General features: G+C 68.7%; 12 protein-coding genes. 1 reads left to right on the top strand and 11 read right to left on the bottom strand.

Translation table 11 applies throughout. The annotated features are described in order from the left end of the window. Nucleotides 1-84 precede the first annotated feature (84 nt). The 11 genes from B1A74_RS01565 to B1A74_RS01520 all read right to left on the bottom strand — a co-directional run bounded on the left by B1A74_RS01565 (nt 85) and on the right by B1A74_RS01520 (nt 12,768). Nucleotides 85-2,100, bottom strand: coding sequence for a methyl-accepting chemotaxis protein (locus B1A74_RS01565; RefSeq protein WP_018947112.1), 2,016 nt, complete (start codon nt 2,098-2,100; stop codon nt 85-87). Between the two features lie 212 nt (nt 2,101-2,312). After that, a complete protein-coding gene (locus B1A74_RS01560) occupies nt 2,313-4,232 on the bottom strand; it encodes an ATP-binding cassette domain-containing protein (RefSeq protein WP_077243575.1) in 1,920 nt (639 codons plus the stop codon). 19 nt (nt 4,233-4,251) lie between these two features. Next, the gene (locus tag B1A74_RS01555; RefSeq protein WP_077243574.1) at nt 4,252-5,586 is read right to left on the bottom strand and encodes an MFS transporter; all 1,335 of its coding nucleotides are present in this window, start codon (nt 5,584-5,586) and stop codon (nt 4,252-4,254) included. A gap of 163 nt (nt 5,587-5,749) precedes the next feature. Continuing rightward, on the bottom strand, nt 5,750-6,820 hold the full coding sequence (metA, locus tag B1A74_RS01550; RefSeq protein ID WP_018947109.1) for a homoserine O-succinyltransferase MetA: 1,071 nt from the start codon (nt 6,818-6,820) through the stop codon (nt 5,750-5,752). Further along, entirely contained in the window at nt 6,820-7,671 is an 852-nt protein-coding gene (locus B1A74_RS01545) for a hypothetical protein (RefSeq protein ID WP_018869054.1), read from the bottom strand. Before B1A74_RS01545 ends, metA begins: the two co-directional genes overlap by 1 nt. Before the next feature lie 15 nt (nt 7,672-7,686). Beyond that, on the bottom strand, nt 7,687-7,833 hold the full coding sequence (locus B1A74_RS14285; protein ID WP_018947108.1) for a hypothetical protein: 147 nt from the start codon (nt 7,831-7,833) through the stop codon (nt 7,687-7,689). Nucleotides 7,834-7,836: 3 nt separating this feature from the next. After that, on the bottom strand, nt 7,837-8,418 hold the full coding sequence (locus B1A74_RS01540) for an isochorismatase family protein (RefSeq protein ID WP_077243573.1): 582 nt from the start codon (nt 8,416-8,418) through the stop codon (nt 7,837-7,839). Further along, nucleotides 8,418-9,752, bottom strand: coding sequence for a TolC family outer membrane protein (locus B1A74_RS01535; RefSeq protein ID WP_077243572.1), 1,335 nt, complete (start codon nt 9,750-9,752; stop codon nt 8,418-8,420). Before B1A74_RS01535 ends, B1A74_RS01540 begins: the two co-directional genes overlap by 1 nt. 92 nt (nt 9,753-9,844) lie before the next feature. Further along, a complete protein-coding gene (locus B1A74_RS01530; protein ID WP_018947105.1) occupies nt 9,845-10,501 on the bottom strand; it encodes a protein-L-isoaspartate O-methyltransferase family protein in 657 nt (218 codons plus the stop codon). Nucleotides 10,502-10,574: 73 nt separating this feature from the next. Continuing rightward, complete coding sequence (locus tag B1A74_RS01525) at nt 10,575-11,798, bottom strand: multifunctional CCA addition/repair protein (protein ID WP_077243571.1); 1,224 nt, start codon at nt 11,796-11,798, stop codon at nt 10,575-10,577. Between the two features lie 16 nt (nt 11,799-11,814). Continuing rightward, a complete protein-coding gene (locus B1A74_RS01520) occupies nt 11,815-12,768 on the bottom strand; it encodes a complex I NDUFA9 subunit family protein (protein ID WP_077243570.1) in 954 nt (317 codons plus the stop codon). Nucleotides 12,769-12,884: 116 nt separating this feature from the next. Between B1A74_RS01520 and B1A74_RS01515 the strand changes: the two genes are divergently transcribed. Next, nucleotides 12,885-14,252, top strand: a complete 1,368-nt coding sequence (locus B1A74_RS01515; protein WP_077243569.1) for an NAD-dependent succinate-semialdehyde dehydrogenase — start codon at nt 12,885-12,887, stop codon at nt 14,250-14,252. The last annotated feature ends 21 nt before the right edge of the window (nt 14,253-14,273 follow it).

The raw sequence follows: 14,273 nt of genomic DNA, 5'->3' as shown, positions 1-14,273 counted from the left end.
GGGAACAATGCACCGCCCGGGGCAGCGGTTTCGGGTCCGCGCGGGCAGCCCCGGCGGCGGACCCGGCTACCCCGGGGCCGGCGTTCAGAGACGGAACTGCGCCAGGGCGCGCTGGATCTCGCTTTCCACCTGCTTGAGCTCGTCGGAGGCCGCGCTGACGCGGTCGGCGGTCTCGGCGGACTGGTCGGCGCCGTCGGAGATCTGCACGATGGTGCGGTTGATGTCCTCGACCACCGTGGTCTGCTCGCGCGCCGCGACGGCGATCTGATCCGTCATCTCCGAGATGTTGTCCACCGACTGGCGGATCTGCTGCAGCGCGCCGTTCACTTCGGCGGTGTGCTCCATGGTGGTCTCGGCCTCTTCCTGGCCCTTCTTCATCACCGAGACCGCGTTATTGGTGGCGCTCTGCAGCCGCGAGATCATGCCCTCGATCTCGTCGGTGGACTCCTGGGTACGGGTGGCGAGCTTGCGCACCTCGTCGGCGACCACCGCGAAGCCGCGGCCATGTTCGCCGGCGCGGGCCGCCTCGATCGCGGCGTTCAGCGCCAGCAGGTTGGTCTGCTCGGCCACCCCGCGGATCACCTCGAGGATGGTGCCGATCTGGCGCGAATCCTCGCCCAGGTTCGAGACCGTGTCGGCAGCCTGTTCCACGGTGCCCAGCAGGGAGGACATCGAGGCCACGTTGCGCTCCATGACTTGCATGCCCTGGTGGACGGCGTCACCGGCCTCCTGACCCGACTTCGAGGTGGCGTCGGTGTTGCGGGCGATCTCCTCGGCGCTGCTCTGCAGCTCGTTGATGGCCGTGGCCACGCGTTCGGTCTCGTCGCGCTGGCGCGACACCGCTTCGCGGGCGCCGTAGGCTTCCTGGCCCAGGTTCTCGGTCGCCGTCCGCAGGGTCTCGGTACTGTTGCGGGCCTTGCCCACGGCCCCGGCGATCTTGTCGGTGAAGCGGTTGAACGCGCGCCCCAGGGCGGCGGTCTCCTTCAGCCCGTGCTCCTCCAGCCGGCGGGTCAGATCGCCGTCGCCGTCGGCGATCTCCTCCAGCGCGGTGGACGAGCGGTTCATGGCCCGGCGGATGGTGATGATGATGGTGGCCGCGCCGGCCAGTCCGAGGATGATGCCGGCGATGGCCAGCACCATCTGCGCCACCTGCGTGTTGCGCATGGTGGTGGTCAGTTCGCCGGCCCGGGTCTCCGCACGCCGGGTGATGGCCTCGCTGAGCCCTTCCAGTTCCCCGCGGGCTTCCATCAGCAGCGGGCCGATTTCGGTGCGGATCATGTCGGCATCCTGGAATGCCTCGGGCGAGCCGTGGACCTCGAAGATGTCGTCCAGTGCGCCCCGCAGGGTCTCCAGCGATCCGGCGAAATCTTCCAGCGCGATTTCCTGTTCGAAGTCCAGGGTGGCGGATTGCCCTTCGAGATCCTCCACGATGCTTTCCAGCTGGCCGCGATAGAGATTCACGTTCTGCACGAAGGCGTCTTCGCGGAAGGCGAGGAAACCGCGCAGGTTCGAAGTGATTTGCAGCGCGTTCATGCGCAGGTCGTGGAACTGGTCCAGACGCTCCCAGGAACGCTGGAACTCCGGCAGGTTGTTCTCGGCGTCGATCATCGTGGACGCCTGCTGCGCCATGGCGCGGGTCGCGGGATTGGCCCGCTGGTTGGCGATGTCCAGCGCGGGCATGTTGGCGGCGTCGTCGGTGGCCAGTTCGGTCAGACGGTCGACGTGGCCGTGAAAGCGGTCGACGTGTTCGCGGACCGCTTCGGCCGAGCGGGCCATGTCGCGGTCGGCCGCCACCACCGGGTCGTTGTTGAGCTCCCGTGCCGCGGTCTGCAGGGCGTCCATGGATTCCAGCCAGGCGTCATGGTGGCCCTGCTCGTCGCTCATCAGGTAGAAGCCCAGGAAGGCCGCGCTTTCCTGCAGCCGCTGCTGGACTTCGTTGACCCGGGCGACGGCCGGGTAGTCTTCTCCGGTCAGATTCTGTACGTCCCGGGCGCCGGTCTGCAGCGCATGCAGGGCCATGACCGAGTTGATGACGAGGATCAGGACCACCAGGCCGAAGCCGGCCGTCAGCAGTCCGCGGATCGAAAACTTGTCCAGCATGAGTTGCTCCTCCGCCGGCGCCTCTGCGGGCGCTTGCTACCACCGCGTACGGGCGTACACGAAAAGGGTGACCCGCGGGTCGTGTCGTTTCTCCTGCTGTTACGGCAAAGGTGCCCCGGAGTTGAGTATTTTGTTGGCGGGCATCGGTTGCCGGGGCCGGGCAGCGGATGCCTCGGCCCGGCGCTCAGGGAGGAAAGACGCGGGCGAAGGCTTCAGGATTCCAGCTGTTCCCAGCGCTGGTAGGCTTCCTCCAGTTCGCGTTCCACTTCGGCCAGGCGTGCCTGCAGTTCGCGCACGCGTTCGCCGTCACGCTGGGTCCCGGGGTCGCAGAGGGCCTGATTGATCGAGTCCTGCTCCGTCTCCAGCGCCTCGATGCGGCCCGGGAGGGCCTCCAGTTCGCGGGCGTCCTTGTAGGAGAGCTTGCCCGAGCCCGTGCCCGCAGCGGCGGGCTCGGGCGCCGGGGTGGCCCGGGTCGTGGCCCGGGACGCCGCGTCCGCGGCGGTCCCGGAGTCCGGCGCCGGGTCACCCTCGATCAGGCGCCGCGTCACGCGTTCCGGCAGATCCGACCAGCCGCCGACGAACTCCTCGATGCTGCCATCGCCGGGCACCACCAGGGTGCTGGTGGCCACGTTGTCGAGAAACGCGCGGTCGTGGGTGACCACGATGGCGCTGCCCTTGTATTCGATCAGCAGCGACTCCAGCAGCTCCAGGGTCTCCACGTCGAGGTCGTTGGTGGGTTCGTCGAGCACCAGCAGGTTGGCCGGGCGCAGGAACAGCTTCGCCAGCAACAGGCGGTTGCGTTCGCCGCCGGACAGCGCGGAGACGGGCTGACGGGCGCGTGCCGGCGGGAACAGGAAATCCCCCAGATAGCTCAGCACATGGCGCGTTTCGCCGTTGACCGTCACCTGTTCGCGGCCCTCGCCCACGGCATCCTGCACCGTGGTCTGTTCGTCCAGGTGGGCGCGGGTCTGGTCGAAATAGGCGATGGTCAGCTGGGTCCCCAGCTTGACCGTGCCCGACAGTGGCGGAAGATCTCCCAGCAGGCCGCGCAGCAGGGTGGTCTTGCCGGCCCCGTTGGGGCCGATCACGCCCAGGGTGTCGCCGCGCTGCAGCAGCAGGTTCACGTCGCGCAGCACCGGCGTGCCGGAGTGTCCGAAACTGGCGTGTTCGGCCTCGATCACCCGTTTGCCGGAGCGCTGTTCCGGGCTCAGCTGCATGCGCACCTGCCCGGCGCGTTCGCGGCGTTCGGCGCGTTTCTGACGCAGCTGCTGCAATGCGCGCACGCGGCCCTCGTTGCGTGTGCGCCGGGCCTTGATGCCCTGGCGGATCCAGGCCTCTTCCTGCGCCAGCTTGCGGTCGAATTCCGCCTGATGCCGGGCCTCCACCTCCAGGCGTTCGGCCTGACGCTCGCGGAATGCGGCGATGGACGGCGGGTGCTCGTGCAGCTGGCCGCGGTCCAGTTCGAGGATGCGGGTGGCCACGTTCTCCATGAACTGGCGGTCGTGGCTGATGAACACCACGGTCATGCGGCTGCCGGTCAGAAAGCCCTCGAGCCAGCGGATCGCGGCCACGTCCAGATGGTTGGTGGGCTCGTCCAGCAGCAGGATGTCGGGGTCGCGCACCAGTTCGCGGGCCAGCCAGACCCGGCGCCGGAGCCCGCCGGACAGGGTGGCGAATTCCGCCTCGGGGTCCAGCTCCAGCCGCGACAGGGTCGTTTCGACCCGGTTCTGCAGGCTCCAGCCGTCGATCGCGTCGAGCTGCGCCTGCACCGGTCCCATCTTCTCCAGGGCCTCGGCGTCGCCGCTGGCGGCCGCCTGGCTCAGGTGGTGAAAGCGTTCCAGCAGCCGCCCGGACTCGCCCAGGCCTTCGGCGACCACGTCGAACACGCTCCCCTCGATGCCCGGCGGCAGCTCCTGGGTCAGCCACGCGACGGTCAGCCCGTCACGGCGGGTGATGTCGCCGGCGTCCGGCTCCACCTCGCCGGCGAGGATGCGCAGCAGGGTCGACTTGCCCTCGCCATTGCGTCCGGCGATCGCCACCCGCTCGCCCGGCTCCAGGCTCAGGCCGGTGCCGTCCAGCAGCGAAGCCATGCCATAGGCCAGGTGGATGTCGCGCAGGGTGATCAGGGCCATGGTTCAGCGTCTCTCATGTTCAGACCTCTTTCATGCGCCAGGCGCTCAGGGCCCCGGCCAGACTCATCAGCGCCAGCACGAAGATGGCGAATTCGGTGCCGGCCAGCTGGGCCAGCAGGCCGAACAGGCCCCCGACCAGCAGCAGCACGCCAATGACCGTGTTGCTGACCGCGGTGAAGGCCGCGCGGGTCTCCTGTGTGGCCATGTCGACCAGATAGGTCTTGCGCCCCAGCCGCACGCCGGCGTGGCTGATGCCCAGCAGGAAGAACAGCACTGCATGCACCCAGCCCGTGTCCAGCAGGCCGGAGGCGGCCGGGGCGAACCAGCTGCCCAGGGCGACCACGAAGCCCAGCAGCGTCGCCAGCCCGCCGGAAAGCACCAGTACCCCGCGCGAGGAACGGTCGGACATCCGGCCCCACACCGGCGCACTGAGCGCGGAGGCGAGCCCGCTGGCGAGGATCAGCAGGCCCAGGGTCGCCAGCGCCCCCTCGGTCGCATCCTCGGCCAGCAGCACGTAGAACGGCAGCGCCAGCGCGGTGCTCATCAGCAGCGCCCGGGTCAGCACGAAGTGACCAAAGGCACGATCGCTCCACAGCAGGCGCAGCGAGCGCAGGGCTTCGCCGAACCCGTTGATGCCCCCTTCGGTGGCACCCGGATCCTCGTGCAGGCGGGCGAACACCGCCGCCGCGATCCACCAGGCGCCGGCCGAGGCCGCCAGCAGGGCCGCGAACAGGCCGATACCGGCATCGTCCAGGCTGGCCAGCGTCAGGTACCCGCCCAGGGCGAGGGTGAAGAAGCCGGCAGCCGAGGCGGCGTAGCCCATCACCGTGCCGCGGCGCTGCTTGGCGATGGTCTTGCCGAGCACGTCCTTGGACGCTACCGAGTTGATGCCGCGCGACAGGGCGAACACGATCAGCAGCGCGATGATCGCCCAACCCGCGGCTGCTCCTTCCAGGGTCAGGGCGGTGATGGCCATGCCCGCGACCGCGATACCGGAGAGCGCGCTGCCCAGCACCCAGAACCCCTTGCGGATGGCGCGGCGGCGGATCGAGGCGGCCACGAACAGCTGTGGCAGCAGGGAGCCCGATTCGCGGATGGGGACCAGGAAGCCGGCAAACGTGGCCGGTGCCCCCAGCGCGCTCAGCAGCCATGCCAGGACCAGGCGCGCGGAGGCCAGCTCGTCGCCGATCTTGGACAGCGTGTTGGCGACCAGATGGACGACGAAATTGCGTGGCTGCGCGCGGCAGGCCCCCTCGGGGATGTCCTTGCAGGCACGGGCATCCTCGTCCCCGGCGATGGTCTCGTACAGGCTGACGAGGGGACGCCGGCGTTTCGCGCGATCGGTTTCGGCCATCGGGCCTCCTGTCTTGTATCAACCCTCCCGGATGTCGGGCATGCCGGCGTTGGTCCCGGGGGAATCGGCCGGAGGGATGGCCCGGGGGATGGCCCAGGGAAATCGGCCAGAGGGCTGGCCTCCTGCGGCAATCCCCCGGCAATCTCCCGGGCGGTGTCCGCGCTCAGCGCCGCCCGGCCAGCGGGTCGTCGGGGTCGACGCTGTCGCGGAAGGGCTTGCGGCGGTCGAGGTTGGTCAGCTGGTAGACATTGCCCAGCCAGTTGTTGATGACCGCCAGCGCGGTGTCGTGCCAGGTGTTGTCCAGGCGGTCCAGCAGCAGGGCCTCGGGCAGGGCCGGGATCTCGGTGCAGTGTTCCAGCGCCGCCTCCACGTGCTCGCGGTGTTCATCGAGGATCGCGGCCGCCTGCGGCATCAGGTAGTTCTCCGGCAGTGGCGGATAGGCCTTGCGGTCGCCCTCGATGTAGCGCACCACTTCGCGCTTGTATTCCTTGAGCAGGCTGATCGAGTCGTACTCCGGGTGGCCCTGAAAGAAGACCATGCGGAAGCCGTCCGGCGAGGCGCCCAGGTGGATGCCGGCTTCTTCGCTCTCGACCAGAACGCGCAGCCCGTGGTGCTCGAACTGATCGCGGGTGACCTTGTTGTAGCGCGAATGCGGTACGTCGAAGCGGGTGTTCACCCCGGTCACCAGCGGGTGTCTGCGGTCGACCACCCGGTGCGGGAACACCCCCCAGAGCTTCTCGCCCATGTGCTGGCGGTGCTCGCCGTAGTGCGACTGCAGCACCGCATGGGTCGCCAGACAGGAGCAGAGCGTGGAGGTCACGTTGTCCCAGGCCCAGTCCACGACCTCGGCGAGCGGCTCCCAGAACGGCTCCAGGGCCAGATCGGGCTGGGTCACATTGGCCCCGGTGATGATCAGCGCGTCCAGGCCTTCTTCCTTGAGCTGCTCGAAATCCTCGTAGTAGTTCTCGACGTGCTCGCGCCCCTTCCGGCCGCGCTTGAGCTGCGGCAACGTGAACGGATGGATGTAGAACTGCGCGATCTGGTTGCTCTCGCCGATCAGGCGAAAGAACTGACGCTCGGTGGCCGCCAGCGCGGCATCCGGCATCATGTTCAGCAGCCCGATGTGCAGCGCGCGAATCTCCTGCTGGCGGGCGAAATCGTTCGGCAGAACGGATTCGCCCTCGCTGCGCAGGCGTTCGAAGGTGGGGAGTCCGGAATGTGCAACCAGGGGCATTACAGTCGCCTCTCGCGTTCCAGGGCCATGCAGACCAGCTCGTCAAAGTCGGCCGCGTTGCGCACCCGGGCCACCTCGGTGGTGCTGACGGTATAGCCCCAGGTTTCGGCGATCTGCTCGTAGCGCGGCAGCCGCGCCCGGAACAGGCGCGAGAAGACCCAGCGCACGAAGGCATTGGGGTCGATCTGGGCGACGTACTCCAGTTCCTCGATGCGCATGTATTCGGCCAGCTGCTGGTCGAGGAAGGCCTCGCGGTAGTACAGCGGCTTGGGGTTGGCCTCGGCGCGTTCGATCAGCTCCCGCTCGTCCTCGTCCGTGGCCTGGATATAGAGGATGATGGTGTGTTCGGCCAGGGTCTCGAGCACGCCGGGGCTGTCCAGCTCGCACACCGATCCGCCGGCATCGTTCACGAAATGCGGGTAACCGAACAGGGTGCGCGCCTTGTGGATGAAGTCCGGCACGTCCAGCATTGCCTGCACCTCGGCCTCGTGGTGCAGGGCCTGCCGGCGCTTGAACTCGGTCAGCGGCAGCCCGCCCAGCTCCGGGTTGCCCAGCTTTCCGAGGAAGCTGGAGACCGGATGCAGGTTGTCGACCGTGATGTTGTTGATGATCTGGATGGAGTCCGAACGCAGCAGCTCGCGCAGGAACGGGACCTGCATCGCCTGGGACTTGATGTTGTCCAGGATCGGTTCGTTCAGGTAGCGCGTGCCGATGCGATAGTCGCCGGAGTAATGAAACCAGTCCTCCTGGCGCAGCATGTTGGACAGCCGCGTCTTGCCGACACCCGACATCCCCAGCAGGGTGATGCGGCGGCCGTCCAGTTCGCGGTATTCGTCCGGTGTCAGGCGCATGCGATCGGAGTCTCTCTATCGGCGCAGGATGAAGAGCACGCCGGCGATCAGTGCCAGGGCGCTCATGACGTAGTGATCGTACTGAAACTGCAGGCCGAGCAGGCCGCGCAGGCCATACAGGACCAGCCAGATCCCCAGCAGGAGATTGCCGACGACGCGCATGTGTCAGACCTCCCGCAGCAACTGGCTGACCGACTTGAACTCGGCGGCGCGGGCATCGCCGAGCCATTCGAACAGCACGGACTCGTGGTTGGTGATGATCGCCCCCGCCACGCGCAGACGCTCGAGGCCGTTGACGCGCAGCTCGGGGTTGCGTGAGCAGACCGCGTCGCTCGCCACAAACACCGTGACGCCGGCATCCAGCAGATCCAGTGCGGTCTGGGTCACGCACACGTGGGTCTCGGCTCCGCCGAGGACCACGCTGCGACAGCCGGACAGGCGCTGTTCCAGGGCTGCCTCGCCGCAGCAGGAAAAGGCGGTCTTGTCGGTAACGGTGGCGAGTTCGTCCAGTTCGGCCAGAGCGGAGCGCAGTGGCTCCACGGTGTCGCCCAGCCCCCGGGGGTACTGGCGCGACACCTCCACCGGGATCTCCAGCTGGCGTGCGGCCTCGACCAGCCGGCTGGCGTTGCGCACCGTCCGTTGGCGCTCGGTCTCCGGCATTGCCGCCATCAGCCGCTCCTGCAGGTCCACCAGCAGCAGCGGCGAGCGGTCGGAGCGCTCGCAGCGGGCCCGCGCGGCGGTGCTCATCAGTCCAGCATGGCGTCGATGGATTCCAGGTCTTCCTCGGTGAGCTGTCCCGCCGCCCGTTCCAGGCGCAGGGTGTTGGCGAGGAAGTCGTAACGCGCCTCGGCGAAGTCGCGCTCGGCGCCGAATACCTCGCGCAGGGCGAGGAGCACGTCCACCTGGGTGCGGGTTCCGACCTCGAACCCGGCCTCGGCGGCCTCGAACGCCGCCTGGGTCGATTCCAGTGCCCGGTTCAGTGCGCGCACGCGGGATTCGGTGGCCACCGAGGCGAGATAGGCGTTGCGGGTGTCGCGCCGGGTCATGCGCTCGACCTGCGTCTGCCCCTGCTGCGCGGCCTGGAAGTCCTCGCGCGCCTGACGGGTCAGGGCGGTCACCCGGCCGCCGGTGTACAGCGGGATCTCCAGACGGATGCCGACCTGTGCCTCGGTGGAGTCGTTGAACTGGGAGCTCTGGCCGGGGGGCATGGCTGGTTCGTCCACCGAATGAAAGCGGTTCTCGCTGACCGAGGCATTGAGGCCAAGACGCGGGAGGCCTTCGGCCCGCTGACGCTCGATCTGTTCCCGCGCGGTTTCAGTGGCGAGGCGCTGCGCCGCCAGCTCCAGGTTGTTTTCCAGCGCGCGCTGTACCCAGGCATCGGCGTCGCGCGGCTGCGGCAGCTGCAGTTCGGCATCGGGGGCGAGGGTATCGAGCTCGTCCCAGTAGCGGTTGGTGATCAGCGCCAGCTGTTCGCGGGCTACGTTCAGTTCGTTCTCGGCGGCGATGCGCTGGGCTTCGGCCAGGTCGCGCTGGGCGCGTGCTTCCTTTACGTCGGTGCTGGCGATCAGGCCGACGTCGAAGCGGCGTTCGGTCTGTTCCAGCTGGCGCTCGATGGCCTCCAGCTCGGCGATGCTGAACTCCAGGCCTTCCTGGGCCACGAGCACGTCAAAATAGGCCTCGGACACCCGCAGCATCAGGTCCTGGCGCGCGGCATCGCGTTCCGCCTCGGACCGGGCGATCTCCAGGTCGGCCTGGCTCAGTTCCACGTAGTTGCGCCGGTCGTAGATGCTCTGGTCCAGCAAGAGCGCAAAACGGCTCTGCCGGCCATCGGTGCTGTCGCGTCCGTCCGGGTCGTTGTAGAACGCACCGCCCTCGATCTCGCCGCGCAGCTGAGGCAGCAGGCCGGAGCGGGCCGCCGGGCGGTTCTGCAGGGCACTGCGGTATTCCGCCTCGGCGATCTGCAGTTCGGCATCCTCGCGCGCGGCCTGTTCGTAGACTTCCATCAGACTCGCGCCCTGGGCGGGGGCGGCCGTGAACAGGGCGAGACCGGCGGCGGCGAGCAGGGGGTGCAGTCGTTTCATGGCGATTCGATCCGGACAGGCGAGGCTTTACATACTAGCAAAGCCCGCCGCCAGTGGCGGACGGGCTCGGGACGGACAGGGCTTTCGGTGGCCTAGAATTCGAAGGCCGGTTGCGGTTCGAAGCCGGCCAGCGGCGGCACGCGGGTCTCGAACAGCTGCTCGTGGAGGGTGTTGTCCTCGGTGGTCCGGGTCACCAGCAGCGCCTCCATGATCGGAGGCTCCCCGGTCACCACGAACAGGCGGCCGCCCAGCGCCAGGAATTGTTCCAGGAAGTCGTTGTATTCGGTCATGGCGCCGTTGACGGCGATGACGTCATAGCGCTCCCGCGGCGGACGCCATTCGGGGGTCACCGTCCCGGTGCGCGGCGCCGCGTTGGTGATGTTCAGGTCGTGCAGGCGGTTGCGCGCGGCCAGGCGCAGGTCGTCGTGGCGTTCCACGCTGTCGACATGGGCGCCCATGCGCGCCAGGCAGGCGGTGGCATAGCCGGACCCGGTGCCGATCTCCAGCACGGTATCGGTGGGCCTGGCCGCCACGGCCTGCAGCATGCGCCCGATCACGCGCGGCGGCAGGGTTTCCTCGCCGTGACCGAGGGGGATCTCCGTGTCGGCATAGGCCAGGGCCTGGTAGGGTTCGGGCATGAAGCGCTCGCGCGGCAGCGTCTCCATGACCCCCAGTACGCGCATGTCGAGTACGTCCCAGGGACGTACCTGCTGTTCCACCATGTTCATCCGGGCCTTGGCGAAATCCATTGCGGGATCCTCTGTGCGGCAACGAACCGTGAAGAGTACGGCCGCTGCGCGTTGCAGGCAAGTGGGGCCGGGTTCAGTGCCCTTCCAGGGCTTCGGCGATCGCGCGGATGCGCTCGCGGCGCAGGGCCTCGCCCAGCTGCGGGCCCTGGTATCCGGCCTCGATCAGGGCTTGCGGGCTGACGGCCGCGGCGGCCTCCACGGCGCGGCGCAGGGCGTCGGCCTGGGGGTAGGGGCGCTCCTCCCAGCCGGTGCGCCCGCGGAAGTCGGCCTCGACCGCCAGCAGGAAGGGCTCGACGTTCTCCGGGCGGCGCAGGGCATCCAGGCCCTCGATCAGTTTCATCACGGTCTTCGGGCGCAGTTCGAACAGGCGATGCGCGAGGCCGTGATGACGCGCTACGCGAATCGCGAGGTCGCGGTAGCGCCGGGGAATGCGCAGGCGTTCGGCGAGCGCCTTGATGTGGGTGACGCTGCGTTCCTCGTGCCCGTGGTGCGCGGGCAGGATGTCCTCCGGGGTGTCCGCCTTGCCCAGATCATGGGTCAGCGCCGCGAAGCGGACCTCGGGCGCGTCGCTCAGGCGCGTGGCCTGGTCCAGCACCATCAGGGTGTGTACGCCGGTGTCGATCTCGGGGTGGTATTTCGCCGGCTGCGGTACGCCGAACAGGTGTTCCAGTTCCGGCAGCAGCACCGTCAGCGCGCCGCATTCGCGCAGCACTTCGATGAACCGGCGCGGCGCAGGGCTGGCCAGGGCTTTTTCGCACTCGGCCCAGACGCGTTCCGGAACCAGGGCGTCGACTTCCCCCGAGGCGACCAGCTCGCGCAGCAGGGCGCGGGTCTCGTCGGCGATCTCGAACCCCCAGGGGGCCAGCTGGGCGGCGAAGCGTGCCAGACGCAGCAGGCGTACCGGGTCTTCGGCGAACGCCGGGGAGACGTGCCGCAGGGTGCGGTTTTCCAGGTCATTGCGGCCGCCGAAGGGGTCGATCAGCTCGCCGCCGTCGTCCTCGGCCATGGCGTTGATGGTGAGGTCGCGCCGTTCCAGGTCCTGTTCCAGCGGGACATCGGGGGCGGCGTTGAACTGGAAGCCGTGGTAGCCGCGCGCGGTCTTGCGCTCGGTCCGGGCGAGGGCGTATTCCTCCTGGGTCCGCGGATGGAGGAACACCGGAAAGTCGCGCCCCACGGCGCGATAGCCGGCTGCTTCCATGGCCTCGGGCGTGGCGCCGACCACTACGTAATCGCGTTCGTTGACCGGGCGGCCCAGGAGCCGGTCGCGGACCGCGCCACCGACCAGATAGATGTGCATCCCGGTGGCGGGCGCCTCAGTCGCGCTCGTAGCTGGTGCGCAGTTTCTGCATGCGCGCCTCGCGGCCGCCCTTGCCCAGATAGGTGGGTGCGATGCTCTCCAGCCGGGTGGGACAGTGCAGGGTCTGCCCGGTGCATACGCTGTCGATCGACAGCGAGGCGAGGTTGTCGCGCGACAGCGGCTTGCCCGGCACGTGCTCCAGCACGTTCGCCTGCAGGCGGCCCGCCCAGTCCGGCAGGCCAATGACCGGACGCCGGTGACCGGAGACCCGGCCGACGTAGCGCACCAGTTCGCCCAGGCTGTACTCCCTTGGGCCGCACAGCTCGAATCCCTGGCCGAAGGTCTTCGGATCGTTCAGTGCCTCGGCGAAGTGGTCGGCCACGTTGCCCACGAACACCGGGGCGAAGCGTGCTTCGGCGCGGGCCAGCGGCATCACCGGCGAGAAGCGCAGCAGCGTGGCGAAGCGGTTGAGGAAGCTGTCCTCCGGGCCGAAGATCACCGACGGGCGGAACACCGTGACCGGGAATGCCGTGGTTGCGAACACCGCCTGTTCGGCTTCGCCCTTGGTCCGCAGGTAGTGGCTGGGCGGGTCCGGCATGTCGGCCTTCAGCGCGCTCATCTGCAGAAAGCGGCGCACGCCCTGGCGTTCGGCGGCGGCCAGGGCCTTTTCCGTCAGTTCGACATGGGCGCGGCGGAAACCGGAACCGTCATGCCCCCGCTCGTTGAGGATTCCGACCAGGTTGATCACGGCATCCTGGTCGCGCAGGACGCGGTCGAGTTCTTCCGGCTCGTGGATATTGCCGGCGATCAGGTCCACCTCGGGGTTCACCATGAGCTCGCGGTGACGGTGCGGATGGCGCGTGACCACGCGTACATTCAGTCCACGGTCGATTAGCCGCGCCACGATGTGGTGCCCGACGAAGCCCGTTCCGCCCAGCAGGCAGACATTGCGGATCGAGAGATTCGACATGATTGCGAAGGCCCTTACCGAATACGGATGTGTGCGTCTTATACTCGGCTGTGGGCGCGTGATCAATCCACCCGGGCGGGCGCTGGCCCGGCGAGTCCCGAGAGAGAGGCCCGAAGATGACTGAACTGACTGCCGTCAATCCGGCCACCGGCAAGGTGCTGGCGAATTACCCGCGGATGGATGCCGCCGGCGTGGAAGCCGCGCTGCAGGGCGCGGTGGACGCGCGCACGGCCTGGGCTCTGAAGCCGGCGCATGAACGGGCCGCCCTGCTGCGCCAGCTGGCCGCTGTCCTGCGCGGGCGCCAGGAGGAGCTGGCGGTGACCGCGACCCGCGAGATGGGCAAGCGGCGGGTCGAGGCTCTTGCCGAGCTGGAGAAGTGCGCGGTGGCCTGCGAATACTACGCCGAGCACGGGCCGGGCTTCCTTCTGGACGTGCCGGTGGCCACCGAGGCGGCCCGCTCGTACGTGGCCTGGCAGCCGCTGGGCACCGTGCTGCTGGTCATGCCCTGGAATTTTCCTTACTGGCAGGCCTTCCGCCAGGCCATTCCGGCGACCCTGGCCGGCAACACCGTGCTGCTCAAGCATGCCTCCAATGTGCCCGGCTGCGCACAGGCGCTGGAGGAGGTGTTCCGTGCAGCGGGGTTCCCCGAGGGGGTCTTCCACAATCTGCCGGTGGGCTCCGATGCGGTCGAGGATCTGATCGCCGATCCGCGGGTGCAGGGCGTGAGTCTGACGGGTTCGGAGCGTGCCGGGCGCGCGGTGGGCGCGGCCGCGGGCAAGGCCCTGAAGACCTCCGTGCTGGAGCTGGGCGGTTCGGACGCCTTCATCGTCCTGCATGACGCGGACCTGGACACCGTGGTGCGCGAGGCCCTGCGCGGGCGGTTCCAGAACAACGGCGAGACCTGCATCGCGGCCAAGCGGTTCATCGTCGAGGATTCGATCGCCGAGGCCTTTGCGGACCGCCTGAGCCGGGCGGTGACGGACCTTTGCACGGGTGATCCGATGGAAGACGGGACGGATCTGGGCCCGCTTGCGCGCGGCGATCTGCGCGACGAGCTGCACGATCAGGTGCAGCGCAGTGTCGCTGCCGGCGCGGTGTGCCGCACCGGGGGTGAGCCGCTGGAGGGCGAAGGCTTCTACTATGCGCCGACCGTGCTGGACTACGTCGAGCCGGGGATGGCGGCGTTCGACGAGGAGACCTTCGGGCCGGTGGCCGCGATCACGCGGGCCGCGGATGCCGCGGCGGCGGTGGAGCTGGCGAACCGTTCGCGCTTTGGCCTTGGCGGGTCGGTGTGGACCGCCGACCGCGCCCGCGGCGAGGCGATGGCGCGCCAGCTGGAATGCGGCTGTGCGTTCGTCAACGCGGTGGTGAAGAGCGACCCGCGCCTGCCTTTCGGCGGGGTAAAGGATTCCGGCTACGGGCGCGAACTGGCCGATCTGGGGATCCGCGAGTTCGTGAATGCCAAGACGATCTGGGTGGCCTGACTCACCCCCCGGTCATGGACA

This window comes from Thioalkalivibrio halophilus (genome assembly GCF_001995255.1).
GTDB lineage: Bacteria > Pseudomonadota > Gammaproteobacteria > Ectothiorhodospirales > Ectothiorhodospiraceae > Thioalkalivibrio > Thioalkalivibrio halophilus.
The sequence above is the reverse complement of the archived record's forward strand: the minus strand, read 5'-3'. Positions and strand labels throughout refer to the sequence as shown.

Excerpts from the sequence above, each read along its gene's own strand:
- B1A74_RS14285 (WP_018947108.1), bottom strand. The coding sequence starts at position 7,833 with ATGCGCGTCGTCGGCAATCTCCTGCTGGGGATCTGGCTGGTCCTGTAT.
- B1A74_RS01525 (WP_077243571.1), bottom strand. The coding sequence starts at position 11,798 with ATGCACATCTATCTGGTCGGTGGCGCGGTCCGCGACCGGCTCCTGGGC.
- B1A74_RS01520 (WP_077243570.1), bottom strand. The coding sequence starts at position 12,768 with ATGTCGAATCTCTCGATCCGCAATGTCTGCCTGCTGGGCGGAACGGGC.
- B1A74_RS01545 (WP_018869054.1), bottom strand. The coding sequence starts at position 7,671 with ATGCGCCTGACACCGGACGAATACCGCGAACTGGACGGCCGCCGCATC.
- metA (WP_018947109.1), bottom strand. The coding sequence starts at position 6,820 with ATGCCCCTGGTTGCACATTCCGGACTCCCCACCTTCGAACGCCTGCGC.
- B1A74_RS01555 (WP_077243574.1), bottom strand. The coding sequence starts at position 5,586 with ATGGCCGAAACCGATCGCGCGAAACGCCGGCGTCCCCTCGTCAGCCTG.
- B1A74_RS01540 (WP_077243573.1), bottom strand. The coding sequence starts at position 8,418 with ATGAGCACCGCCGCGCGGGCCCGCTGCGAGCGCTCCGACCGCTCGCCG.
- B1A74_RS01530 (WP_018947105.1), bottom strand. The coding sequence starts at position 10,501 with ATGGATTTCGCCAAGGCCCGGATGAACATGGTGGAACAGCAGGTACGT.
- B1A74_RS01535 (WP_077243572.1), bottom strand. The coding sequence starts at position 9,752 with ATGAAACGACTGCACCCCCTGCTCGCCGCCGCCGGTCTCGCCCTGTTC.
- B1A74_RS01560 (WP_077243575.1), bottom strand. The coding sequence starts at position 4,232 with ATGGCCCTGATCACCCTGCGCGACATCCACCTGGCCTATGGCATGGCT.
- B1A74_RS01565 (WP_018947112.1), bottom strand. The coding sequence starts at position 2,100 with ATGCTGGACAAGTTTTCGATCCGCGGACTGCTGACGGCCGGCTTCGGC.
- B1A74_RS01515 (WP_077243569.1), top strand. The coding sequence starts at position 12,885 with ATGACTGAACTGACTGCCGTCAATCCGGCCACCGGCAAGGTGCTGGCG.